19 protein-coding genes and 1 tRNA gene are annotated in these 25,441 nt (G+C 65.7%); 12 read left to right on the top strand and 8 right to left on the bottom strand.

What is annotated here, in order from left to right; translation table 11 throughout:
* The 3 genes from AB0O89_RS07125 to AB0O89_RS07135 form a co-directional block, all read right to left on the bottom strand.
* Window positions 1–1,908: a YhgE/Pip family protein gene (locus tag AB0O89_RS07125; RefSeq protein WP_363495607.1), complete on the bottom strand. Its 1,908-nt coding sequence runs from the start codon at window positions 1,906–1,908 to the stop codon at window positions 1–3.
* Window positions 1,905–4,664 (bottom strand): MMPL family transporter, encoded by a 2,760-nt coding sequence (locus AB0O89_RS07130; protein ID WP_363495610.1) that lies wholly within the window; start codon window positions 4,662–4,664, stop codon window positions 1,905–1,907. Before AB0O89_RS07130 ends, AB0O89_RS07125 begins: the two co-directional genes overlap by 4 nt.
* Window positions 4,665–4,757: 93 nt before the next feature.
* Complete coding sequence (locus tag AB0O89_RS07135) at window positions 4,758–5,375, bottom strand: hypothetical protein (RefSeq protein ID WP_300590991.1); 618 nt, start codon at window positions 5,373–5,375, stop codon at window positions 4,758–4,760.
* Window positions 5,376–5,505: 130 nt separating this feature from the next.
* Here AB0O89_RS07135 and AB0O89_RS07140 point away from each other — a divergent pair, with 130 nt between their 5' ends.
* The 11 genes from AB0O89_RS07140 to AB0O89_RS07190 all read left to right on the top strand — a co-directional run bounded on the left by AB0O89_RS07140 (window position 5,506) and on the right by AB0O89_RS07190 (window position 16,557).
* Window positions 5,506–7,368 carry a hypothetical protein gene (locus tag AB0O89_RS07140; RefSeq protein WP_300590992.1) on the top strand — a complete coding sequence of 621 codons (1,863 nt, stop codon included), beginning with the start codon at window positions 5,506–5,508 and terminating at the stop codon, window positions 7,366–7,368.
* A 3-nt stretch (window positions 7,369–7,371) separates the two neighbouring features.
* Window positions 7,372–10,002, top strand: coding sequence for an FtsX-like permease family protein (locus AB0O89_RS07145; protein ID WP_363495614.1), 2,631 nt, complete (start codon window positions 7,372–7,374; stop codon window positions 10,000–10,002).
* 1 nt (window position 10,003) lies between these two features.
* Entirely contained in the window at window positions 10,004–10,942 is a 939-nt protein-coding gene (locus tag AB0O89_RS07150) for an ABC transporter ATP-binding protein (RefSeq protein ID WP_363495617.1), read from the top strand.
* A complete protein-coding gene (locus AB0O89_RS07155; RefSeq protein WP_363495620.1) occupies window positions 10,935–11,657 on the top strand; it encodes an ABC transporter ATP-binding protein in 723 nt (240 codons plus the stop codon). The genes AB0O89_RS07150 and AB0O89_RS07155 overlap by 8 nt, the downstream gene beginning before the upstream one ends.
* Window positions 11,658–11,731: 74 nt before the next feature.
* Complete coding sequence (locus AB0O89_RS07160; RefSeq protein WP_300590996.1) at window positions 11,732–12,631, top strand: DMT family transporter; 900 nt, start codon at window positions 11,732–11,734, stop codon at window positions 12,629–12,631.
* 53 nt (window positions 12,632–12,684) lie between these two features.
* Window positions 12,685–13,101, top strand: coding sequence for a GNAT family N-acetyltransferase (locus tag AB0O89_RS07165; RefSeq protein ID WP_300590997.1), 417 nt, complete (start codon window positions 12,685–12,687; stop codon window positions 13,099–13,101).
* Between the two features lie 41 nt (window positions 13,102–13,142).
* The gene (locus AB0O89_RS07170) at window positions 13,143–14,231 is read left to right on the top strand and encodes a crosslink repair DNA glycosylase YcaQ family protein (protein WP_300590998.1); all 1,089 of its coding nucleotides are present in this window, start codon (window positions 13,143–13,145) and stop codon (window positions 14,229–14,231) included.
* A gap of 22 nt (window positions 14,232–14,253) precedes the next feature.
* Window positions 14,254–14,601 (top strand): DUF2200 domain-containing protein, encoded by a 348-nt coding sequence (locus AB0O89_RS07175; RefSeq protein ID WP_300590999.1) that lies wholly within the window; start codon window positions 14,254–14,256, stop codon window positions 14,599–14,601.
* Window positions 14,598–15,011, top strand: a complete 414-nt coding sequence (locus AB0O89_RS07180) for a VOC family protein (RefSeq protein ID WP_300591000.1) — start codon at window positions 14,598–14,600, stop codon at window positions 15,009–15,011. Before AB0O89_RS07175 ends, AB0O89_RS07180 begins: the two co-directional genes overlap by 4 nt.
* Before the next feature lie 66 nt (window positions 15,012–15,077).
* Window positions 15,078–16,409, top strand: coding sequence for a DUF222 domain-containing protein (locus tag AB0O89_RS07185; protein WP_363495626.1), 1,332 nt, complete (start codon window positions 15,078–15,080; stop codon window positions 16,407–16,409).
* A 58-nt stretch (window positions 16,410–16,467) separates the two neighbouring features.
* Window positions 16,468–16,557 (top strand) — tRNA-Ser (locus tag AB0O89_RS07190).
* Window positions 16,558–16,675: 118 nt separating this feature from the next.
* On the opposite strand, the gene AB0O89_RS07195 is transcribed toward AB0O89_RS07190, so the two are convergent.
* The 4 genes from AB0O89_RS07195 to AB0O89_RS07210 all read right to left on the bottom strand — a co-directional run bounded on the left by AB0O89_RS07195 (window position 16,676) and on the right by AB0O89_RS07210 (window position 24,722).
* On the bottom strand, window positions 16,676–17,371 hold the full coding sequence (locus tag AB0O89_RS07195; RefSeq protein WP_363495628.1) for a hypothetical protein: 696 nt from the start codon (window positions 17,369–17,371) through the stop codon (window positions 16,676–16,678).
* Window positions 17,372–17,518: 147 nt separating this feature from the next.
* Entirely contained in the window at window positions 17,519–20,383 is a 2,865-nt protein-coding gene (locus AB0O89_RS07200) for an SNF2-related protein (RefSeq protein ID WP_363495631.1), read from the bottom strand.
* A 5-nt stretch (window positions 20,384–20,388) separates the two neighbouring features.
* On the bottom strand, window positions 20,389–22,968 hold the full coding sequence (locus tag AB0O89_RS07205; RefSeq protein ID WP_363495634.1) for a DEAD/DEAH box helicase family protein: 2,580 nt from the start codon (window positions 22,966–22,968) through the stop codon (window positions 20,389–20,391).
* The gene (locus tag AB0O89_RS07210; protein WP_363495637.1) at window positions 22,968–24,722 is read right to left on the bottom strand and encodes a DNA methyltransferase; all 1,755 of its coding nucleotides are present in this window, start codon (window positions 24,720–24,722) and stop codon (window positions 22,968–22,970) included. Before AB0O89_RS07210 ends, AB0O89_RS07205 begins: the two co-directional genes overlap by 1 nt.
* Between AB0O89_RS07210 and AB0O89_RS07215 the strand changes: the two genes are divergently transcribed.
* Window positions 24,675–25,091: a hypothetical protein gene (locus AB0O89_RS07215; protein ID WP_363495640.1), complete on the top strand. Its 417-nt coding sequence runs from the start codon at window positions 24,675–24,677 to the stop codon at window positions 25,089–25,091. The genes AB0O89_RS07210 and AB0O89_RS07215 overlap by 48 nt on opposite strands.
* Before the next feature lie 2 nt (window positions 25,092–25,093).
* Here AB0O89_RS07215 and AB0O89_RS07220 read toward each other — a convergent pair whose 3' ends face one another.
* Entirely contained in the window at window positions 25,094–25,285 is a 192-nt protein-coding gene (locus AB0O89_RS07220; RefSeq protein WP_363495643.1) for a helix-turn-helix domain-containing protein, read from the bottom strand.
* Window positions 25,286–25,441 lie beyond the last annotated feature (156 nt).

Consider the following 25,441-nt stretch of genomic DNA (forward strand, 5'->3'; position numbering starts at 1 on the left):
TCATCCTGCCACGGGCTGCGCCAGGGCAGCCCCGCCGGCGACCGTGATGGCGTTCCGACGTCCGCCCGTCAGGGCACGTCGGCGACGGATGCCCCACCTCACCCCGACGACACCGATGAGGCTCCACACCACCAGCACCGTGATGACACCGAGCGCAGAAGACCCATCGGGATCGCCGGCGAGGCTTGCCGCCAGGGACGTGAACGCGGTGCCGGGAAGCAGCTGGTTGAGCGTGCTGAACACCGGGGGAGCCGTCTGCAGCGGAAGCACGGCTGAACTCGCAGCCTGGGCGGCGGTGAGGATGCCGAATCCGACGAGTCCCCAGCGCCCCCAGGCAGCTTCGAGCGCCGACAGCAGCAGGGTGAAGCACACCGCTGCCAGAAGCGCGACGCCGACGAAGCTCACGGCGGCGTTCAGCGGAAGCCCGAACATGCCGATCACGCCCACGGTCACGAGAGCCTGGACGCCTGCAATCGCCAGCCGGGGGCGAAGCAGCAGCCACGACAAGCGGCCGGTGGAGGCCGGGGAGTCCAGGGATGCGCGCGAGTACACGCGGCGCCCGGCAACGAGCGTGGCAAGCGACCCAAGCCACAGCACGAGCGCAGCAACGGTCGCAGGGAGCCATCCGTCAGCCGAGCTGGTTGCATCAGTTGTGACCTCGACGGGCGTTGTGACGACCTCGGCCAAGGTGTCGGCATCCTCGTCGGAGGTCACCGGAACCTGGGCTGCGCCCTCGGCGAGACCATCGGCCAGGCTCTCGGTGCCGCCTGCTAGCTCTGTCGCGGCGCCCGCCAGAGCGTCGGCCCCGGCGGCCAGCTGGGTTGCTCCCGACGCGGCGGACGAGACGCCGCCCGCCGCCTGGGTCGCCCCGTCCGCGACCTGGGCTGCGCCATCGGCGAGCTGGGTCGCTCCCGTGCCAAGCTGCGAGGCTCCCGACGCGAGGGATGCCGCCGCGCTCGCGGTGCCCGCAGCCCCGCTCGCGGTCTGCGCGGCAGAACTCGCGAGGGTCGCGGCTGCCTGCGCGCTCGCCGACAGCGACGCGCAGAACTGCGCAGAGCTCGACACGGCTGGGCAGGTCGCGGCAAGAGTCGTCAGGCTCGATGAGAGCTGCTGAGTGCCCCCGGCGACTCCCGATGCCGCTGCGCTGACGCTGCTCGAGCCCGACGCTAGCTGAGACGCGCCACCCGCCAGTTGACCGGCCGAGGACGCGAGAGTCGAGGATGCCGAGGCGATCTGCTCTGTTCCGGTGGCAAGTCCCTGGGTGCCCGTGGCAGCCTGCGAGAGACCGCCAGCCAGTTGCGCGCTCGAATCGGCGAGGGTCGCGGTGCCGTCGGCAAGCTGCCCCGCCCCGGAGGCGAGTTGCTCGGCGCCGTCTGCGGCATCGGTCAGCGACTGCGCGACGCTGTTCATCCCGGTGATGGTCTGGGTGACGAAGGCGTCAGTGACCTGTGCTCCCAGCGCCTGGGTCGCGGCTTCCGTGACGGCTTGCGCCGCCAGCGCTCCGACCGCCGATGCCGCCGGATTGGTCTCGAGAGTCACCTCGGCGCTGACCGGCGCGTCGGTGCCTACCGACAGGACCGACTGCGAGAAGTCCTCGGGAATGGTCAGGACCGCGTAGTACTCGCCCGCGGCAAGGCCGTCGGCGGCATCCTCGGCGCTGGTGAGCGTCCAGCCGAGTCCGAACGTGTCATCCTCCGGGTGGACGAGCGCGCTGGACAGGGCCCGCCCGGCGGCCATCGGGGTGTCACCGGTGACGATCTCGTCGTCGTTGACGATCGCCACCGGGACATCTCCCACGCGACCCGCGCGGTCGGTGACACTCCAGCTCAGGAGCGCTGCAGCTCCGAGCGGAATGACCAGTGCGGCGATGAGAAACAGGGTGAGGGCGCGGGGGCGTGACGCGCTCATGCGGGGGCTCCGATCGAGGCGAGAGGGGCGGATGCTGTCAGGGCTGCGGGTGCGACGGTGAACATGACGACCGTGGCGCCGGCGCTGCGAAGCTTCTCGGCGAGGCCTCGGTCATCGCATCCGGGAAGGAAGACGATCTGCGCTCCGCAGGCCAGAGCGACGGCGGCCGCGAGCTCTCGCCGAGCCGACAACTCGAGCTGCGCGATCGGGATGTCTGTGGCAGGCGCCAGGTTCGTGGCACGCGCCAGGCGCGCAGCGCGGTCTTGCCGTCGTCCCCCGACGGTGTCGAGCGTCGCGGCGATGTAATCGGCAACCGTCCCATCGCGGGGGCTCACGTCATCGGCCGTGACGATAGCCGTCGCGCGGCGAACCGTCTCCGCCCGCTCGGGAAGAACCTGACCGTTCACCGCGAGTGTTCCCGAGACCGGTCGGGTTCTGCCGGCGAGGACGTGCGCGAGGGTCATCTCATCGACGCCGCCAGGAACGGGGATTCTCGCTATCTCGTCGGTGCCGATCGCGAGGGTGAGGGGAGCCGCGCCGGGATCGACGACGAGGTCATGCGCGCTGATCGCCAGTGCGCTGCGGCCGCTCTCATCCAGCGCCACCTGACGCGCGAGGGCGTCCCCCTCGATGTCGACGGCGGGGAGGATGCGCTCCAGCCAGGCGGGCAGCCACCAGGCGCGATCGCCGAGCAACGTCATGACGGCGGGTACCAGCGTCATCCGGACCAGGAAGGCGTCGACGAACACGCCGACCGCCAGGCCGAACGCGATGGGTTTGATCGTCGCGCTTCCCGCAGGGATGAACGCCACGAACACCGCGATCATGATCAGCGCCGCTGCCGTGACCACGGGGGCGGAGTGTCTGAACCCGCTCATGACGGCTCCGCGGGCATCACGTGTGTGGCTGTAGTCCTCGCGCATCCGGCTCACGAGGAACATCTCGTAGTCCATCGCGAGGCCGAACAGGACGCCCATCACCAGGATCGGCAGGAAGCTCACGAGCGGCCCCGGAAGAGAGTCGCCGAGGATGGCGGGGAACCAGCCCCACTGGAAGACCGCGACGATCGCCCCGAACGCTGCGCCGACCGACAGGAGGAACCCGACGGTGGCCTTGATGGGCACCCAGATCGAACGGAAGACGATCATCAGCAGCACGATCGACAGCCCCGCAACGGTGAGGGCGAACGGCAGCAGGGCTGCGGCCAGACGCTCGGAGGTGTCGATGTTGATGGCGGTGGTTCCGGTCACCCGAATGTCGCTGACCCCGTACTGCTCCTCGAGGCCCGGTGCTCGCTCGCGCAGCTCATGGACCAGATCCGTCGTGGCCGGATCGTTCTGCCCACCCTCGGGAATGACGCGCAGCAGTCCCGTGTCGGCGCCGGCATTCGGCGATGCGACCGGGACCGCCGATACCCCAGGGATCTGCGCGATCGCTGCTGACAGATCATCCATCGTCTCGACGGGGTTGGTGGACTCGAGGATGTCGACGGTCACGAGCAGGGGGGCGTTCCAGCCGGGGCCGAAGGTCTCGGCCACAGCATCGAAGTGATCGCGGCTGTCCGTACCGACCGGCTTGGTGCTGGCATCCGGCAGCGCGAGCGCCATCTGCGTCGCGGGCAGGGCAAGCGCGCCGACGCCGACAACGACGAGCACGATGGTCAGCGCGGGAACCCGAGTCACGATCCGCACCCATCGGCTCGAGAACCCGGTGCGCCCGCTCGGTGCCGGGGAGGCCGAACGCCGGCGAGCGCGCCGAGGGCGGGGTGTGAGTCGAGTGCCGGCGAGCAGCGCGAGTGCCGGTAGCAGCGTCAGGGCGACGAGCACGGCTGTTGCTACCGCGAGCGATCCGCCGAAGGCCATAACGGTGAGCACAGGGATCCCGACCACCGAGAGCCCCAGGAGCGAGACGATCACCGTGAGTCCCGCGAACACCACGGCACCGCCCGCGGTCCCCAGCGCGCGCGACATCGCCTCGCGCGGCTCGAGGCCGGCAGCCAGCTCTTGCCGATGCCTGGACAGGATGAACAGGGAGTAGTCGATCGCAACCGCGAGCCCCAGCATCGTCGAGAACGACGGGGTCGCCGTCGAGATGTCCGCGACGTGTGACGCGAGAGCCAGGATGCTGATCGTCGCGCCGACCCCCGCGATGGCGGCGAGGATTGGCATCCCGGCCGCGAGGAATGAGCCGAACGTCACGAACAGCACCAGCAGGGCGACGACGATGCCGATGACCTCCGATAGGTGCGATATCTCGGGGTTGCCTTCGCCGTAGGCCGAACCTCCGATCGTCGAGGTCACGCCGTTCTCATCGACGATCGCGGCCTCGTACACGGCATCCAGGGTCTCGTCGGAGGGTTTCTCATCCTCGAACTGCACGGTGGCCAATGCTGCGTCGCCGTTCTCGTCGATCTGCAACCGGTCCATGCTGCTGACGTTCGCGACACCGGGGACGTCTTCGATGCTCTTGAGGGCTTCTTCCACGACCGCGGTGGCATCGGCATCCTCGATCGACCCCGAGTCGGTGCGAAAGAGGAGCTGTGCACTCGCGCCCGCGGCCGATGACCCGAAACGCTCCTCGAGGACGGTCTGTCCGACCTCCGACTCGGTGCCGGGCACCGAAAAGTTGTCGGCGTAAGCGGTTCCGGCCACGCGGCTTGCGCCGAGGAGCGCGAGAATCACGACCAGCCATCCGATGATGACGAGCAGGCGATGGCGAGCGACCAGGTGGCCGAGCCGGTGCAGGGCAAGTGACATGAGAGCCTTCCGGGCGAGCGGATGCGGTAGTCACCAGTCGAGACCGCCGACCTGACCGCCCACGCTCGGCGAACCTGACGGAAAGCTGACGATTCAGTCCGCGCACCCGGCCAGCGGTCCGGCAAGACCACTCGCGCCGGATGCCGAAGCCGGAGCCGTTACGGAGAGCGTCAGCTCGTCCTGTGCCAGGGATACCGTCGTCACGGCTATCGCGTCCGGGTCACTCGGGAGCTCGATCCCGTCGATGAGAGCTGCGGGCACTGCGTCACCTGCCCGTGAGAGCATGGCCGGTGGTACCTCGAATCCGGCGACGGTGACGGAGCTCGGCACGAGCTTCCATCCGTCGGGAGTGGATGAGGGCAGAAAGCCGATCGTGGTCGGGATCGTCCTTCCGCGGTACGGCATCTCGACCGTCACAGACAGGCCAGTCGGCTCGATCCGGACGTCGACGGGGGTATCGAACCGGCATGCGGCCATCGCCGCCACGGCACTGCTGTCGACCATGACCTGCAGATCCACGCGACCGGTGAGCGCTTGCCATATCGCCGGCGTCGGACCAGAGGAGACAGAGAGCCCCTCGACGGTGAATCCGGAGGTGGCGGTGTCAATCCTCGTGTCGATGTTCGCCCGGACGATCAGCTCCGATCCCACCACGGCTCCGATGACGATTGCGGCGCCGATGGCGCCCCAGGTCCATGCTCGCTTGTTCACTCATCCATCGCAGCCGTACGACCTTCCGGATGGCGAACCGTGCGCTGACGGGTGACTGACGCACCGCTCCCGGCGGTGTTCTCGGCACTCTGACCCTCGGCTAGAGTGCCAGGATGCGGAGCAGGCGCACGTGAGCGGAGTCATCCGTTTCGCGTTCCGCCGCGCCGCATCGGCACGCGCGTCGCTTGTCGCGATGGCAGTTTTCGCGGGACTATCAGGCACGGTGGTCGCTGCTGCGACCACCGTGGACGCCGCCCGGGTCGACCGCGCGACGGCGGACGGGCTCACGACGGGCGGGTCTGGCGGAGTCGCAGCGGTCGCGGTCGGGCTGCTCGCCCTATCGATCGCCCTGGCGGTCGTGCTTTCGACGGTCGAGGTCACGCGGTCACGCGCCGGCGAGACGAGACTGCTGCTGGCCCGCGGCATGGCGCCGCGCTGGCTGGTGACGATGGCAGTAGTCGAAACCGCCGTCGTCACGACGGTGTCAAGCGTTGCCGGTGCTCTCGGAGCGGGTCTGCTGGTGTGGGCCCTGACGACGACCGTTCCGCAGATCGCCCTGACAGCTACGGGTGTTGCGATGATCATCGTCGGCACCTCGGTGAGTGCCGGTGTGCTTGCCGGGCGCGAGAATCCGCCGACGAGGGCCGTCGCGGTAGCCATCGCTGTGATCGTTGTCATCGCCATCATCACGGGGGTGGCGACCTGGCGCCTGCTGACTTTCGGTGTGGACCCCCTCTCGTTCCTGGCCCCGTCCCTGCTCCTGCTCGTCGTTGCCGCGGCATCGACAGTTCTCGCTCTTTCCGTGCTCCGGATGCTGAGTCGGGCCGTTGCCAGGAAGCGTGGCCTCATCGTCGTCACGGCACTGCGGCGACTCTCTCGCCGTCCTGGCCGCTCCGCTGCGTCGATGGTCGCTGTCGCCATTGCCGTGGGGATGAGCGTCGTGGCAGCCGCCTACATCTCCAGCGCTGACGGGCTCGGAGACGGGCCCGAATCCCTGCGAGTGGGCTCAGACCTTCGGGTCGTGACGATCCCCGTCGACGTTGCGCCCTCGGCTATCGCGGACGCAGCCCGGGCAGAGGCCGCGATGGAAGGCCGCCAACTGGTTGCGAGTATGCCTTCGACGCGCTCAGATCGTGACCGGGTCCCGATCCTGGCTCTGGAATCCGACAAGCTCTCTCAGGTGATGACGGAGATCCCCGGTGTCGTCGATCCGGGCGATTGGTTCGAACGCCTCAGTCGGCCTGCGGATGCTGGACGGGTTCCGGCCCTGGTGTCGCAAGACGTCGCCGACGATCTGGGACTCGTCGAGGGCGACTCCCTCGCCCTCGACGCCTCCTCGCCCACGCTCACGGCTGACATGGTGATCGCCGGCGTGGTCCCCGTGATCCCGGGAACCCCGGGCTCGCGGGGTTTTGTCGTAGACCTCGCGCGTCTGACCGTTGTGTCGGGGGAGTCGGTCGAACCCAATCAACTCTGGCTTGCCTCCGACGACCCCAGTGCATCAGCCGCTCTGATCGAACGGGACTACCCGCAGGTCGTCGTGCTCACTCCCGATCCGGCTGTCGCCGCAGACCGGGTCGGGCAGGGATCGGTTCTTCAGGTATCGGCGATCGGGTCCGTCCTCATCGCCCTGACGCTGCTCGTCCTGCGCGGTGGAGTCAGCGGGACCGATGCTCGTGAGGCGGCGCTGCTGGCCATTGTCGGCGCTGGCAGGCGTGGTGCGACCACGGTGGTGGCAGCGCAGAACACGACAGCCCTTGTCGTCGGTTTCGTTGCCGGGATCATCGGGGGCGCGGTAACGGCAGTAGTGACGGTACCTGCGGCGGTGAGGTGGGCATCCGGTAACCTTCCCGCTGCCTATCCCGTCGGCATCCAGGTCGATGGTCCCACCCTGCTCGCGCTGCTGGCGGTGCTGCTGGTCGGTGGACTCGCCATTGCCTGGTGGGTGCGTCTTCCGAGAGCGCTCGCGCGACTGGTCCGAGAGGACGAGTGACGGATGCGGCCGGATCGCCTTTTGGTTCTCCGCCTGCTGCGGCGTCGCTTCGGTGTGCCCCGTGGGGCTGCAACGGTCATCGTCGTTCTTGCTGCGATGACGGCGCTGCTCATCTCCGCAGCGCCGCGCTTGCTGGTCCAGGTCACCCGGGACGAGGTTGCTCACCAGGTCGGTCAGCTCGCCCCGACTACGCGAGACCTGACGGGGACGGTGTCGGCAGTCGTGCCCGAGGGCGGCATCCTGGGCCTGGAATCGTCACTGTCGGGCGCGAGCGATCAGTGGCCGTCGATCGTTCAGGGCCTCGTGGGTGACGGCCAGGTCGCTGTATACACGGATCCGCTGCGGGCGACCCCCGACCTTCTGGCGCCGACCTCGCCCTTAGCCGACGTCCAGTTCATGGCTGAGCCGGATGCCCTCGCACACCTGCAGGTTGTCAACGGCTCGTGGCCGCAGGAGTGGTTGGGGAGCGGGACGCTGCAGATCGCGCTCAGCGAAGACGCTGCCGGCACCATGGACTGGCCGATCGGAGAGCGGCGCACGATTCTCACCGCGACCGCACCGCTCGAGGTGGTATTGACGGCAACCGTTCGAGCAACCGATCCGGACGACCCGCGCTGGCTCCATCTGCCAACGGCGCTCACGGCAACCGTCTTCGACGACGGGAATCGGCGACCCGTGGCAACCTCCGCCGCGTGGATAGATCCCGGGACCTGGGACGCGTTGGACCCGCCCGGAACGGTGGTCGTGTGGTACCCCGTCAATGCCGACGGCGCCGCCGAGGTCGACGTCCCACAGCTGCTTCCGGCGATTCGCGCGATCGTCGCCTCGCCCCTGCCGCTCGGTCCAGCCGGTGATGTCCGCGTCTCGCTGGAGTCCGGATTGGTCACCGCGCTCGGCACCGCCATCGGGCGCACCGAAGCTACGCGCGCGATCCTCATGGTCGCAGCGGTCGGTCCGGTCGTCGTGGCCTTCTCGCTCGAGGTGCTCGCGGCGGCGCTCATGGTTCGTCGGCGTCGTCAGCAGCTGGCACTGCTGGCTGCACGAGGCGTCCCGCCATCGCAGTTGCGCCGCCTGCTCGCTCTTGAGGGAGTGCTCCTCGGGGTTCCCGTGAGCATCATCGCCGCGGGGCTCGGCGTCGTTCTCACTCCCGCGGATGCTGGCTGGATGCCCGTCTTGCTTGCTGTCCTTGCGGGTGCAGTTCCGGCCGCGGCGCTCGCTCTCGCCCTTCCTCGAGATCTTCTGATCGTGGGCCGCGAAGACCTGGATCGTCGGCGTCGCACGCTGACCGTGGTGGTTGCGCAGGTCCTGGTCGTGGTGCTCGCCGCGGCATCCGTAACCGTCTTACTCGTACGCGGGGCAGGCACCGGTGCCCTCGACCCGCTCGCGGTCGCTGCGCCGCTGCTGCTGACGGTAGCGCTCGCGTTGGTTGTCGTGCGGCTGCATCCGATCCCCCTGGCGCTTGCGTTGCGCGTGCAACGGCGTCGCCGGGGAGTCACGGGGCTCGTTGGGGCCGCGCGAGCCGTACGTGAGCCGGTCGCCGGCACCGCGGCTGTGCTCGCGATGCTCGTGGCGGTCGCGATCGCCGTCTTTTCCTCTGTTGTGCTGGCCACGGTCGACAGAGGAGCCGTCGTCGCGGCTCAACGCACGGTCGGTGCGGACATCCAGATCTCGGGACCCTACGTGGACGGCGACCAGCTCGCCGCGCTGGGGCGCATCGATGGTGTTACAGCGGCCGCGGGTCTGCTGCGGGGTGACTACCTGCCGGTAGCCGGACCCGGAGGACGCGTCACTGCCGAGGTCATCGCCACTGACACGACGGCGCTCGCCGCAGTGCAAGACGGGATGATGGGAGCCTTTCCCACAGGTGTCGCTGAGGCGGAGGTTCCGATGCAGGTCGTGCCCTCGACAGCGCTGGCTGCCGAACTGGGTGGGGCCGTCACCGATGTCTCGGGAGTCTCTGTTGTGGGAGCCGCATCGATCAACGAGATCTTGGGCCTCACTGCGTCTTCGGAGTTCGTGGTCGTCGGAGCCGAGGACTACACGGCTCTTACCGGCAAGGGCTTCTTCCCGCGGACGATACTGCTCGACCTCGCGCCCGGGTACGACACCGCCCCGGTGGTCGATCAGGTCGGCCAGATCCTCGGGGGGACATTCTCGGTGAGTCTGTTGGATGCCTCGACCGATGAGATCCGCAGTTCCCCCGCGGTCACGGCTCTGCGGATCGCGTTACTCAGCGCGGTCGGTATCGCGATTGGGCTTTCGGCTGTCGCCGTCCTCGTCGTGGCAGGCGTGACTCGCGATGCGCGTTCCCGCGTCATCGCGCTGCTCCGCACGATGGGAATGGGGCGGCGCGCAACCCGCGGCATCGTGGCGTGGGAGTTCGTTCCGCTGGGAGTCACCGCGCTCGTGGCAGGCGGAGTTCTCGGCGTCCTGCTGCCCCTTCTGATCGTGTTCTCAATCGATCTGCGTCCGTTCACCGGCGGGGGCGCCCAGCCCTCGCTCTTCATCGATCCCGTCCTGAGCGCTACGCTCGTCGCGATCGTGCTGGCAGCTCTCGCTCTCGCCGTCCTCGGTGGTGTGTTGAGCGCCCGCGCGACGTCGACGGCGACAGTGCTGCGAACGGGGGAGGACTGAGATGACACCAGCACCCTCGGCTGAAGCCGACATCCACTGCGAAGGACTCGTGCGGATCTTCACGGTCGCCGACATCGAGGTGCAGGCCCTGCAAGGACTCGACCTTCTCGTCAGTCGCGGCGAGCTTGTCGCGTTGGTTGGGGCCTCGGGATCGGGGAAGTCGACGCTGCTGGCGATTCTGTCGGGACTCGATACGCCGACGGCAGGCAAGGCTGTCGTCGCGGGCCGTGACCTGCCGTCGTTGACGAGGCGCGATCGCGTCGCGTACCGGCGTGATGTGGTCGGATTCGTGTGGCAACAGACGGCCCGAAACCTGCTTCCGTACCTTTCTGGCCTCGAGAACGTCGAGCTGGCTGCCGCCATCGGACGCCGGCCCCGGGCGAAGGAGCGGGCGCTGCAGATGCTGGATCTTGTCGGGGCGACCCACCTGGCCGATCGACACCCGGCAGAGCTCTCCGGTGGACAGCAGCAGCGCGTCGCGATCGCGGTTGCGTTGGTCAACGAGCCTCGTGTGCTCCTGGCCGACGAGCCGACCGGCGATCTCGACGAGGAGGCATCGGTGGAGGTTCTGCGGACCTTCGAGCGCGTCAACGCCGAGTTAGGCACGACCGCCCTGATCGTGACGCACGACCCCGCGGTCTCGGAGCATGTCCAGCGCACGGTGCAGATCCGTGACGGTCGCACCGCGACGGAGGTGCTGCGCTGGACGCATACCGACGATGAAGGACGCGAACACGCGATGGCCGAAGAGTTCGTCGTGCTCGACCGGGTCGGTCGGATGCAGCTACCGGCGGACTACCTGACGAACCTCGGCCTGCGAGACCGGGTGCGTCTGCAGCTTCAGGCCGACCATGTAGCTGTCCGACCAGGCCACGAGGGATCCGCGGTACCGGACTCGGGTGGAGCGGCGACGAGACGAGACGAGGCTGCGGATGAGTGAGCGTTCGGTGGAGCCGGTGGTCACGGCATCCGACATCTCGGTGACCCACGTCACACCGGCTGGCGAGGTGCATGCGCTCGTGCGCGCCTCCCTCGAGCTGTACCCAGGGGAGCTTGTCGTGCTCATCGGACCCTCGGGCGCAGGAAAGACGACCCTCCTGCACGTCCTCGGTGGCATCGAGTCGGCGTCGAGCGGATCAGTTCGTGTCGGAGAGACGGTGGTCACGGGTGCCCCGGAGCGCGACCTCGACAGGGTGAGGCGCGACGATATCGCGTTCATCTTCCAGTCGTTCGGGCTGCTCGATGCGCTCACTGCCGCGGAGAACGTCGAGATTCCGCTTCGGATCGCCCGGGCTGAACCCCGCGCGCGCGATGAGCGCGTCAGCGCACTCCTGGAGCGTGTCGGTCTCGCAGGCCACGCTGCGCAGCGCCCGGCAGAACTCTCTGGGGGGCAGCGTCAGCGCGTCGCGATCGCGCGAGCACTGGCGGCGTCGCCGCGCGTGCTGCTGGCCGATGAGCCGACAGGCCAACTCGACTCACACACTGCCGAGGCGATGATCGACCTGATCGCCTCGGTCGCGCATGACGACGGCGTCGCTGTGCTTCTCTCGACCCACGATCCATCGATCGTGGCGCGCGCGGATCGCGTGCTCGAGATCCACGACGGCGTGCTCACCGAGCGAAGCCTGCTCGCGCCGGCCTCGGCATCCGAATGATCAGCGCCTCTCAGATCCTGGGCTGTCGGATAGCCTGAGCGCCAGGTGACACGGCGAGACACCGGGGGATCCACATGGAGCTGAGTTCGTTTCCGATCATCGGTATCGCGCTTGCGGTGCTGTCGGCGGCGCTGCTCACTGTCGGAAACCACCTCCAATCGGTCGGGGTCGAACGGGCCAGCGGTGGGGGCTCACGGCGCCTCGGTGTCGCGGGTTTCTGGGCCCTCGCGAGGACGCCCGTTTGGCTCCTCGGGTCTGTGCTGTTCGGGCTGGCCATTCTCGCGCAACTGGCTGCTCTCGCTTTCGCCCCGCTTATCGTCGTCCAGCCGGTGGGAGTGATCGCGCTCGTTTTCGCTTCTGCGCTCACCGCGGTCGTCACGCGCCGCCCGCCTCGCCGCCCCGAAATCGTGGCGATCGCGGTCGCCGTGGTGAGCCTTGCCGCGTTCGTCGGAGTGGCCGCCGCCGTCAGCGTGCAGACGACGATCACCGACCGTGAGCTCATCCTGATCCTCATCATCCTGCTCGTCGTTCTTGCCGCGACCTTCGCAGCACTCGCTTGGCTGCGGCGGCGCGGCATCCCTCCCGTTGCCTACGTCGTGCTCGGCGGGCTGTTCGCAGGATTCGTCGCAACCCTCGGCAAGACCGTCATCCTGCGCGTCCAGACCGCCTGGGCCTCTCAGGACTTCAGCATCGACGACACAAACCTGCTGACGATCGCCTGCCTTGTCGGGATCGCGGTTGCCGGCGCGCTGTCGATCTACTTCGTGCAGACAGCCCATACCGTGAGCAACCCGCAGACAGTTGTCGCGGGGCTCACGATCGTCGACCCCTTCATTGCTGTCATCCTCGGCATCACCGTGCTCGGCGAGGCAGTCGGAGCGCCGCTGTGGAGCTTCGGCGTGTTCGCCGTTGCCGGCGCCGGCGCCATGTGGGCGGTCTGGCGGCTCGCCTCGATCACGCAGCCGTCGCGGTGACCAGCTCGCGCTCAGCGACGTGACCGGCGGATCTTCTCGGGAAGAATATCCCCATGCCTGCATACGAATTCTCGGCTGACCCGCGCCGTGTCGATCGGGTCACGGTTCACCGCTGGCTGAGTGAACTGTCGTATTGGGCGCGAGGACGCAGCCGCGAGCAGCAGGATGCCGCGATCGAGAACTCCCGCAATTACGGGATCTATGACTCCGAGACTGGTGCGCAGTTGGGCTACGCACGGATCGTGACGGACGGCGCGACTTTCGCCTGGCTGTGCGATGTCTTCGTCTCTCCGGATGCCCGAGGCCGGGGCATCGGAAAGGCGCTCATGGCCGGGATCGTCGCGGACGTCGAACCGCTCGGCGTCCGCCGTGTCATGCTGGCGACCGCCGACGCGCACGGACTGTACGCCCAGTTCGGATTCGAAGGCGTGCGCGCGCCCGAGAAGTACATGGTTCTCGGAGCCCACTGACACGTCGGGCGCGTGTCGGGGCTGCGCGGTACGCTCGCGGAATGCATCGCCTCACGCGGGACGAAGCGCGCCGGATCGCCGTGCGTGCGCAGTTGCTGGATGCCGATCGTCCCGGCGACGTCGTCGAGGTCGCCGAGCAACTCGGGAGCATCAAGATCGACCCGACCGCAACCATTGCTCCCGCGGAACAGACCGCATTCTGGAGCCGAATCGGGTGGGGCTATGAGCCAGGTCAGCTGAAGAAGGCCGTTGAAGACGATCGTCTGCTGTTCGAATTCGACGGGCGGTTCTTCGCCTCCAGCCTGATGCCCTACATGGTGCCGCTGATGCGTGCCCGGCAGCTGCGCGCCGCATCTCGCGAGTACCTCGAGGCAAACGCCACCTTTCGCAAGGATGTGCTTGCCCGCCTACGCGCCGAGGGGCCGCTGCTGGCATCCGAGATCCCTGACACCAGCGTGGTGCAGCGCAGCAACGAGAGCGGCTGGTACGGATCGAACCAGGTGCCACGGATGCTCGAGCTGCTCTCGGTCATCGGCGAGGTGGCAGTGGTCCGACGCGAGAACCGGCAGCGAGTGTGGGACCTGGCAGAGCGGTTGTACGGTCCGGATGACGGATCCTTAACGCCCGAGGAAGCCGAAGAGCGGATGCAGCAGCGACGCCTTCAAGCTGCCGGGATCGCGCGCCAGAAGTCGCCCTGGAGCGACGTCGGCATGGCGGGGGAGCCGGCGGAGATCGAGGGGAGCGCGTGGAAGTGGCGCGTTGACCCCGAGGCGATCGCCGCCCTCGACGACGACCCCGGGGGCCGCGTCGCGATCCTCAACCCGTACGACCGGATGCTCTTCGACCGCCCGCGCCTTGCCGAACTGTTCGATTTCGACTTCATCCTCGAGCAGTTCAAGCCCAAAGCCCAACGCGTGTACGGCTACTTCGTGCATCCGATCCTCATCGGTGACCGTTTCTCGGCGCTGCTGGATGCCGAACTCGACAAGAAGAAAGAGAACCTCGTCGTCTCGGCCGTCCACGAGCTGATCCCGTTCGATGACGAGGAGCGCGAGATGGTGGATGCCGAGATTCGCGACCTTGGAGAGTGGCTCGGTGTTCCGGTGGTGTTTGCCTCGGGACGCCGATAGGCCCGGCGCGTACCCTCGGATCATGGCGCACCGGATCTTCACCACGAGCTTCGCGTCGGTCTACCCGCTCTACATCGCGAAGGCCGAACGCAAGGGGCGAACGAAGGGCGAGGTCGACGAGATCATCGCCTGGCTCACGGGCTTCGATGACGACGCTCTGGCGCGACACCTCGACGAGAGCACGACGTTCGAGGAGTTCTTCGCGGGTGCCGACCTCAACCCGCGCGTCTCGGCGATCACCGGGGTTGTCTGCGGCGTTCGTGTGGAGGAGATCGAGGATCCGCTGATGCAGAAGATCCGATACCTCGACAAGCTGATCGACGAACTGGCCAAGGGCAAGGCGATGCCGAAGATCCTCCGGCAGGCGTGACGTTGCCGCTCGTCAATCATCTGGGTATCTCGGTCGCCGACGTCGCGGCGACTGCTGACCGATTCGAGCCGGTGCTCACCGAGCTCGGCTACGTTCGCACGGATGCCGGGTCCACAGTGTTCTGGACGAGACCGGGCGAGACGGAACTCATCTTCTATCCCGCTCGTGACCCCGGGAGCGGTCCGCACGAGCATGGCAGGGTCGGCTGGCAGCACCTCGCGTTCGCGGTCGGCTCGCGCGCAGAGGTGGACCGACTGCACGCGGTGGCGGTGGCTTCCGGCTGGGGCGCGGTCCGCGATCCCAAGCGGTATCCGCGCTTCACGCCCCGGTACTACGCATCCTTTCTCGAGGATGAGAACGGCATCCGTATCGAGTTCATGCACAACCCGCCGCGCGAGGCGAAGGACTGACGTCAGGTCTCGACGGAGGGGGCGACCGCCGGGATGAATGTCGGAGGTATGTTCTAATGTCGAGGCATGACGAACTCGCTCGTGGGCATCGCGGAAGCGCTGGAAGCGCTCGCTGCTGCCGGCGCCGAACGGTCGCCGGAGTCGCTGACTGCAGCTGAGCTCGTTGCCGTGAACAAGGCTTACGGTGCGCTGCGGCGGCGCGTGGATGCAGCATTCGCGCCGGTTGCCGCCGAGATCGCTCGTCAGTCGCGGCGTGAGCTCGGCAAGCAGTCTTTCGCCAAGCGTCAAGGGTTTGCCTCGCCTGCCGCGCTGATTTCCACCACGAGCGGCACCGGCATCGGTGAGGCTTTGCGCATCGTCCAGGTCGGCGAGGCCACCGCGCCCCGCATGACGCTCACGGGTGATCCGTTGCCCGCGAAGCGGCAGTACGTGGCGGCGTCTGTCGCCCGGGGGGACCTCGGCGTGACGCCGGCGGCGGCGATCCTGACCCTCCTCGACCGGCTGGCCCTCCGCGCAGACGCCGCGCGTATCGACGAAGCCGAACGGCACCTCGTTGAGCTCGCGCCAGGAATGCGGCCAGACGAACTCTCCAAGCTCCTCGCGCGCGTCGAAGCTCACCTCGATCCCGATGGTGTGGAACCGCGGCACGAGGATGCCAGGGCGCAGCGCTCTCTCGTCATCCAGGAACGCGACGGCATGGTGACACTCACGGCAAAGTTCGATGCCGAGACCGCGGCGCCCGTGAAGACCGCGATCGAAGCGATGGTCACCCAGGTCTTGCGCCGCAATGAGCATGCAGCCATCGACGAGCGCGACCTGCGATCCGTGAAGCAGCTCGCCGCTGACGCGCTGGCCGACCTGTGTCGGCACGGACTGAGTTGTGACCGCGTCCCCACCGGCCCCGCAACCACCGTTGTCGTGCGAATGAGCCTTGAGGAACTGCAGAGCGGGATTGGGGCTGCCACGATCGACGGCCTTGACCAGCCGGTCTCGGCAGGAGCCGTCCGCCGGCTCGCGGCCGACGCCCAAGTCATCCCGTGTGTGCTGGGCGGCGAGAGCGAGATTCTCGACTGGGGAAGGCTGAAGCGTTTGTTCACTCCCGCCCAGAAGCTTGCGCTCGCAGGAAGAGACGGCGGATGCATCTTCTGCGGTGTTCCGCCCGGGTGGTGCATTGTTCATCACGCGAAGTGGTGGGAACGAGATACGGGTCAGACAGATCTCGAGAACGGCGTGCTCCTGTGCACCGGCTGTCACCATCGCGTTCATGACGACGGATGGGAGATCGAGATCGAGAGCACTGGCCCGGCAGGACGGGTCTGGATCATCCCTCCCGCGTGGATCGACCCCGCTCGGACGCCCCGGCTCGCCGGCAACTCCCGGTACGCCCTCACAGCCTGAACTCCCGGCGCTGGTCGGGGCGCCAGAGGGGCATCGGGTACGATGGAGAGGCTGTTCTGGTGACGTGTCTGAGCGGCCTAAGGAGCACGATTGGAAGTCGTGTGTGCGTGCAAGCGCACCGTGGGTTCAAATCCCACCGTCACCGCCAGAACGAAGGCCCCGACTCCCCTAGAAAACACTGGGGAGGCGGGGCCTTCGTCATGTCCGGGGGAGGGGTTGCAGTAACGCAGCGGTAACAGAAATCTCGCGCGCCGGGAGACTCACTCTCACGATCGATGGAGTGGAAAACGCCGCCGGCGCCGAAGATGCGAGTCTGGCATCATCCAGTCGTCGAAGAATTCGGTGAACACAGGGAGTCCGCGCGCGTAGTCGAACGTCGCGATCGTTCGAGACAAGAATCGAATCGGTCGGATCGCGAGGAGCATCCCTTCGACAGCCACCCGCTCATCAAGTTGCGTCTGTGCCGTCATCGCCTCATACGAGTTGAGAGCCGCGCCGCTCAACGACGTGAAGTCCAAGATCGCCAGCGGCACGTTCTCGTCCAGGTGTCGCGCGAGCGAGAGATTCATGGCCTCCTGCCGCTCCCTCGCAGGAGATCTCCGTCGCGGCGGCGCCTCGGCTCGAACCAAGCTCACCCACCTGGCGATCGGATCGTCAATCGTCACACTGTCGCCCTGCGCGAGGCGATTGAGGTTGAAGTAGCGGTCGGTCTCTGCAAACTTCGTGAGGAACCTGACGACCGCCTTCGAACCCGCGTCCGTTGAGGGTGCGTCGTCGAGCGTGAGACCATTGGCGGTGGCTACGCCCTCGACGGCTCGTACCAGACGCTTAAGGTCGTGACGGTAGCGCTCGACCTCTCCCGGTGCCATGAACACACCGGTCCGCGCGTAGTGATCGGCTACGAGGATCAGCTTTCCGATCCGCTCGATTCCGTGCGCGAGGCCGAAGAACGCCTCGTACATCCGTCCTGGATCGCCCGACGAAGATAGGCGTATGGAGGTGGTTCCCGCGCCCAGTAGCGCACGCGAGAGATGCGCCTCCTGTGAAATTGCACGTTGGATCGCAGTTTGCTGCGGCCGGCTCCCCATAGACGGACTCACGCGCCGATCTCAATCACGAACGGCCCACCGGATCGTGAATACGTGCTCGCGACGCTCGGTCCCGCCCAGGGCGTCCTCGAGCATGCCGAGGTACTCATCGGCCTTGTCGCGCAGACGGTCTCTCTCCTCGCGATAGTCGCTGTAGAGGTCATCGGCTCGACGCGAGAGCCTCTGCGCTTCCTTCCGTAGCCTGAGGCGCTCCGTGAGGTCATCAGCCCGGCGTTCGCGCGCGTTGAGCTCATCTCGCGCTCGTTCGAGCTTGCGGGCTTCGGCGTCGTACTTCGCTTTGTGGTCTTTGAGCCGAGATTCGACGAGGTCGCCCTGCTCAATGCTGAAACGCGCGGTTCGGGTCTGCACTTCACCCGTGAACGCCGCCGCCTGCGCATCGAGCGCGGGCTTCAGTCCCGCGGTGTTGGGCATCGTCGCCTCGTTGTTCTCGACGCACGCGAGATCGAGAATGTGCTCGACTTGCTCGGCATCGAGCGCCGCACCATCATCCGTCAGCCCCGCTGCAAGCAGATAGGACTCGACGATGGTGTCGTTGCCTGCGTTGATCTCGAAGGTGAGGAGGTCGACAGTCAGGATGCCGCTGCTGCCCGAGAGCGCGCGCGCATCTGCAGACGCGCGCTCCGAGGCGCCGACGGAGAAGATCAGCTCACGCACTGGTGTGTTCTCGCCGAGTGCCGCCCTGATCACGAACTGACCAAGGTCGCTGTTGTAGCGATACTGATGCGCGCCCGGGATCGGGGTGGACTTGAAGAAGTAGCGACCCGTCGGGATGCCGCCTTCAGGAGCGTGCAGCAGCGTGAACGTTCGTTCGTCGTCGTCGAACTCGGCGAACGTGTCGAGTTCATGCCTGGTGACCTTGATCAATAGCCGCTCGAAGGCATTGAGGATGACATCTGTCTGAGCGTCGTAGTTCTTGAGCTTGTCTTGAACATTGGGGTCGAGATTGTCGAAGACGCGCGCTCGCGCCCTCTGCATCTCGTCGTTGATCTCAGCTGCGTACTGGCTCTCGAGCTCGTCGAATGCAGCGTTGATCTCCGCCGCGGTCTTGCACCGTTCGAGGATGCCGGCAATTGACTTCTCAAAGTCGAGACCGTCCTCGATGGTTCCGAGCACCTCATCAGATGCCCCGAAGACGGACGTGAAGAGGTTGAACTTCTCGGTAAGGAGCTCGAGGATGCGTTCCTCGGCAAGGTTGCCTTGATTGGAGAAGTTGACCACGATGACGTTGTGCTCTTGCCCGTAGCGGTGCACTCGTCCGATGCGCTGCTCCACGCGTTGCGGGTTCCACGGAAGGTCGTAGTTCACCAGCATGGAGCAGAACTGCAGATTGATGCCCTCAGCTGCTGCTTCGGTTGCGATCATGATGGTGCCACGCTCGCGGAACTCGTCGACAAGCGACTTCCGGCGATCGGCAGCCGGGATACCGGTCACGAGGTCTGATCCCTGGTTCTTCTTCAGCCAGTCTTGGTAGATCCGCGTGGATTTCGGTGAGCTGTTGCTGCCGTTGAACAGTACGAGACCGTCACCGCGGCCGGCCTCGCGCAGTGCGGTTGCAAGATACTCCTGCGTTTTCGTCGAGTCGGTGAAGATGATGGCCTTCTTCGGCGCACCGATCTCAGCGAGCTTCTTGAATCCTTGATCGAGTGCGTCGAGGAGCTTGACGGCCTTCTGGTTGACCGTGATCGACCGTGCCAGCGCCGCGTATCCGCGCAGTTCCTCCACCTCGGCGGATGCTTCTCGGCGTCGGCTTTCGAGAGTGAGAGAATCAGTGACGCCGATCGGCGCGGCGTCAGCGGCCTCGACTTCCTCGTCCGTCATGTCGTCATCGATGAGCGCGCCCCGATTGTCACGACGGTGCCCGGAACGAAGCTCGCTCTCGAGCCGGTTCGCGATGGCTTCGAGTGTGGATGCGACGGCGTACGTGGAGGATCCCAGGCGCTTGCGCAGAATCAACGCTGAAAGGTGGCGCTGTGAGCTCGCGAAGGCGTATAGAACCGGCCGTTGCAGGTACGCGTTCACCTTGTCATAGAGGTCTAGCTCGGCGGCCGAGGGCATGAATCCGAACGTCATCGGCATACGCTCGGTGAATCGGATGTATTTCTGCGCGTCCCGCCGGAGGGTGCGTTTGGCGATGTGAGAGATTCGCATCGCCAGGTCGTCATTGCCGTAGTCATCAGGGCGGTCGACGTACCGCTCCTTGAACCCTTCGATCGAGTGGAAGAAGTCCGGCTCGAACACCGACACGAGGCCGAATAGCTCTTCGAGACGATTCTGAAGTGGTGTCGCTGTGAGCAGGAGCGATTTGGTGGCCGAGCTCATGACCGTGGCGACGGCATCGGCGATCTTTGCGTTGCCCTTCCAGTACGAGCGCAGACGGTGCGCCTCGTCAGCAACGATCAGATCCCAGTGCCGATATAGGTCCTCCGTGTTGCGCTGGGCGAACTCGTAGGAGCAGATGAGTACGTGCGCCGGCAGACCCGGGCGCGGAGCGAGCAGCTCATCCTTGGACTTTGCATCGAGCAGTCTGGACGGAATCGCGAACTTCTCGTCGAGCTCCTGCTGCCACTGCTGACGCAGAGATGACGGCGCGATGATCAGAATCCGGCGTTTCCGCTCAGCCCAGTACTGGCACAGAACGATCCCGGCCTCGATCGTCTTGCCCAGACCGACTTCGTCCGCGAGCACCACGCCCCTCGACGTTGACGCCTGCAATGCGAACAGCGCAGCATCAATCTGGTGCGGCTTCGGCTCGACCTGTGCGTCGAAAAGCAGGCCTGCGAGCTTGCCGACATGATCGGACGCGTAGGAGCGCTCGAGCTGATGAGCGTAGAACTTGGCCTGATGCGCGCTGAGCTGAGTCGCCATGACGCTTACAGGTAGTCGCTCGCGAGATCGGACTCGTATAGCGCCTTCGCGTCATGCGTCGTCCTGATCGCCTCACGCACCTGATCGCGCTTGAGATCGAGTACCCGGTACGCCCCGTTCGTCTCGGCGACCGACTCGATGCGACGGAACTCAGAACCGAAGGCCTCCGTGAACTGAGCCAGCCCGCGAAGCTTCGGCATAGCGTCGGCCAGGTGGTGCCCGTGCGGATCTACGAGGTCGACGACGATACCGTTCTGCCCTTGAGCGAAGAAGATGAAGTCAGGGCGCAGGGCCTTCCACTTCTGGGATGCGTCCGTGTACGCGATCGCCAGCGACTCCTTCACGGCACGGTCGGGGTTTCGCCACCACGCAACGAAACCGTTGCGCTTCGACTCTGCGTTCAGGACATCGGTCTCCCACTTGTTGAGGTCAAGAGGGAAGGTGCCGTCTTCGGCCACCATCAGGTGAGCGGTGTTCACCGGCAGCAGCGTCTCAGTGCCGTCAGCCTCGCGCAGCTTCGTCTCTGCCTGTCCGGTCTTCGGACTGACCAGACTTACCCGCTCCGGTTCGGTGGACATACCCTCGAGGCGGTCGTACTCCGCCTGTTGCTCGTCGGAGAGGTTCTTCCGGTCGACGCGCGTGTCGGTGAGCCACTTCTGCGCGAGCCGATCCGCTTCGGCCTCGACGCTTTGCACGACATCAGGAACCAGACCGATCGCAGCCACCTCGATGTACGCCTCGAGGAGGTCGTCCTCGATGGCGTCGTCAGGTACCAGGTAGTCCACGTAGGCCGAACAGAGGGCAGGACTCAGGCTGCGGCTCGCCAGCTTGTACGCCTCGATGATTGCGCGGGTGTCGGCGGTGAGTTCGAATGACGAGCTGACGAACTGCCCGCCGCCGAGGCGTGTACGAAGCTCTTCACCTGACAGGGTCAGCACGTCCTGGCGTGCTGCGTCGACCTGTTCCTTGTATTGCGTCGCACGCGACTCTACAACGCGGCAGATCTCGTCGTTGGCTCGCTTCACAGCTTGGTCGACGACCTTGTCTTTCGTCAGCGCTGCCGCGAGTGCCGTGAACCGCTTGATCGGCTTCGAACGCTGCTTCGGAATTGTCACCGTCGGCAGCGACTCGAACTTCTCCCACACCTCCTGTGGGAGCGTCGCGTTCGGCAGCAGCGGGACCGGGTCGAACAACACGCGCCGGCCTTCGCCACCGCCACTCTCGCCCTCGTCGTCTTTCGCCGTAGCCCCTTGCATGAGCATCTCGGCAACGCGCTTGGCGGTCTCGCGGTCGAAGTACGGCAGCATGCAGTCGACGGAGTTCAGCAGCTCATTTCCGGGGATGCGTCGTGCAAGAGGTGTGCGGATCATTCGCCCGAGCAGCTGCGTGATGTGGGTTGGATCGGTCCCCGGCCTGAAGGAGACGAGCACTTCAGCACGTGGGCAGTCCCAGCCGGTGGAGATCGCGGACTTTGCGAGCAGCACGCGCACGTGCGTGGAGTCCTGCACTCGCTGCGGCTCGATGTAGGGGACGGCGTAGCCGCTGATCTGCAGGTCCTGATGCTCCCCGAAGACGTTGGCAACGCCTTCGCCACCGAGCTCAGGCCACGCTTCGAAGATCGTATCCAGGGTGCGAACGAGCACGTCGTCGCTCGGCTTGTCGGCCATCTGTACCACGAGCAACGGAACGACCGGGTTGGCTTCGCCCTGCTCGATCGTGTAGGCGTTCCACTCGGTCGTCGCTGCCTTGGTCTTCTCAACGGCCCGGCGCAGAAGGGCCGTATCGAATGCGCCGGCTTCGGCGGGAATCGACAGAACGATGTCGTCCTTGAGGAGCCCGGATGCCTGGACCAGCGCACTGTCGACCTGGACGCTGGGCAGGGCGGTGCGGCCCGTGACCGACTTCATCGCGGTTTCGAATCGCTCGACCGTAGCGGAGATGCCGAGGACGACCGGAATGGCCGGGACGAGACCTTGACCGTTGATGAGTCGCTGCACGATCGTCGCCCGGTCGCGCTGCGGCTTCATGCCTCGATGCGCCTCGTCGAGCACGAGGTACAGCGTCCGTTCCTTGTCCTCGATCGTGTTGATGATCGTGTCGTAGATGTTCGACTGCACGTCGTCGGGACGGGGTTCCATGCTCGCGAGCATGTTCTCCGGCTCCAGCCGAGCTCCCGCACCCTTCACCAGGTTCGAGCTCTTGCTCAACTTCTGAGTGTTGAGGAAGTAGACGTTGCCCCGCTCGAAGATCGGTTCGCGGAAATCGTTGGTGATCAGCTTCAAGCGCCAGTCGAGTTCACTCGCGGCGGCTCGGATGCGGTCCCGTGACTGCTCGTTCAACGCCGGATCATCAGAGAACCACAGCACGACGGCCCCGGGATCTGCGGGGAAGTCAAACTCGTCGGAACCGAAGATGAGCGCCTCGATGACCGCAGCCGCCATGACAGTCTTCCCCGCGCCAGTGACAGCCGAGAGCGAGAACTGCGACCGTGAACCGTACCGGTGGTACATGTCCTTGGCCTGCTCCAGGTTGCGCAACACTGCGCCGACGGCATCAGCCTGGTAGTCCTTGAGGGTGTAGCGCATCAGAACCCCCGGCCCTGATTAATCTCGAAGTTCTGCAGGTACGACTCGTAGAGCTGGATGACATGAAGTTCGCTCGGCAGTTCACGGCATACCATCTGGAACGCCGCATCGTTGTCGGTCACCACGAATACCGTTCGTACTGTCTCGGCGCCGCGCACGGCTTCCAGGAAAGCATCTGAGGAGTCGATGTCCTCGAGAACCGCGTAGACGTCGGACACGTCCCACCCTCGATCACCGAGATCGTTGATGATCCTGCCGATCGATCCTGCCCGCAGCCACAGCATTGGCGCGATGCGTTCGAACGCACGGTTGTGCCGGATCGAGAGTGGTGTCTCATAAGTCAGCGTGAAGAACGCCGCGTTCTCGGCGAATCCGTCCGCCATTGGGAACTCGTCAGTGAACTTGTAGTCGCCCTTGATCGGTTCCCCGCCGGGAGTCCTTCCGGTGATCGCGGCGCGGATCCTTGGCTTGGTGATGTAGTCGCAGATTCCCCACTGCTCCCACTCAAAGTCACCAGGTCGGAGTCCCTGCTTACGGAGCTTGGACTGCTCATCTGCGCTGACTTCGTTGTTCGTGACTGAGATGCACTGGCGACGACCGCCATCTTGATGGTTGAGCCTCATCACCGCATGTGCTGTGGTCCCGGAGCCCGAGAAAAAGTCCAGCACGACCGCATCGCGCTTGTTCAGGACAAAGAATCGGAGCGTGTCTTCTACTAGATAGAGTGACTTTGGGAAGGGAAACCGACGACCCTGCAGGAAGTCCCTGATGTACGAGGATCCGTACAGTCCAGCGTCGTGGCCGGGACTGTTCCACAACGTCTTCGCTTGGGTGCGTCGAACCGCGCCTGCAGCATGTCGGAGCATTAACGCTCCGTCCTTGTCCTTCCCGAGAACATCGATCTCACCAAGTTCGATACGCCTCTTTTCTGCGTTCCTCAGATAATTGACGGTCACCTTCTCGCGGCCGATGCTGAGTCGTGCGGTTCCATCGGCAAATGCGCGACGCAGAGTTGACGCGCCAACTTGCCAGGTGTTCTCATCGCCGTTGGGTCGGATCGGCCACACTGGCGACAGACCCGGAGCCGGTGGCGCGACAGTCTCTCGATCGACGTCAATGGGGATTGTCTCCCCGACGGCTGCGAGGCGACCTCCTTGATCTACCCACACCGGGTAGAACAAGTTCGGGCGCGCCTGTCGCGAACTGTTCGATCCAGTTCGCATCAAGGAGAACCAAATCGGCGCTGGCTTGCTGTCGTCCGCCGCATCTCCGGCTAGACCTGCGATGGCAGGAGAGGAGCCACCGAACTGTGCGACGTATACGTACTCTTCGACACGGGTGAATGCATCAGGCCGCGCGACTCCGGCGCGGGGGTTGATGGTGGCGGCGAGCATCTGGATGCGTGCTTCAGGAAACGTCTGCTCAAGCAAGAGACCCAGTCGCAGATACTCCTTCTCATCGATGGTGACAATGAGTACCGAGTCATCCGGATTCAGGAGCTCCTTCGCGACGAGCAGCCGTCGCTCCATGAACGCGAGCCACTTCGAGTGGCGATAGTGATCGTCACCCTCGACGTAGTCGTTGTTGTACTTCCAGTCACGCGCACCTGTGTTGTACGGCGGGTCGATGTAGATCGCGTCGATTTTGCCGCGGTGGGTGTACGTCAGCATCTCGAGCGCGTGGAAGTTCTCTGCGTTGATGACAGTGTGGAACGGCTTATCGCCGCCGTTCTCAACGCGGCCGGTCTCGACCAAGCCGGGATAGATCTTGTCTTCGAATTCCGCGACGACGACGAGATCATCCACGGCGGCGGTTACGCTCTCCGGAGCATCGCTGTTTGCCTCGACCAGACGCGCGATGCGAGCGCCGTCCTCGACGTCCAGCGACTCAACGCGCCACAAGCGCTGATCGCCCTTGACGGTGTCTCCGCGCTGTGGCAGCACACGCACCTTCGACGTGCGTCGCACGGGCTGACCGGGAAGCTCTACAGCCTCAGGCTGGTGCCGCTCGAAGACGAGGCCGAAGCTACGTCGCTTTGTCAGCGCAGCGATCTCCTTCTCGAGGTCTGCCGCGAGCTGGGCGTCCGCGCTCCGAAGCTGGCGCAGAAGATCCGTAAGTCGTGACATCAGCCTTCGTTCTCCTGTGTTGCCGCGCCGCCACTGCGGACCCAGTCGTCAATTTCGCTCGCCTGGAATTTCCAGAGACGGCCAACCTTGTGCGCAGGCATCCCCTTGCTCGCGACCCACGTGTAGACGGTGTCCTTCGATACGCCGAGATGCTCGGCGATGTCCTCGACAGAAAGCCATGCTTCAGTCATGTCAGCCTCCCGGAGCTCACCCAACGACGTTGGGTCTAGTCCGACTTTATCGGGTAGGGCACGGTCGAGTTGGTAGAGACGGGCGGACGAATGGAAGTGTCCTAAGTCGTTGCAGAGCGTGGACATCGATGCCATCTCATCTCCTACGCTGAGTGT

This window comes from Microbacterium sp. NPDC076895 (assembly GCF_040687115.1).
Taxonomy (GTDB): domain Bacteria; phylum Actinomycetota; class Actinomycetes; order Actinomycetales; family Microbacteriaceae; genus Microbacterium.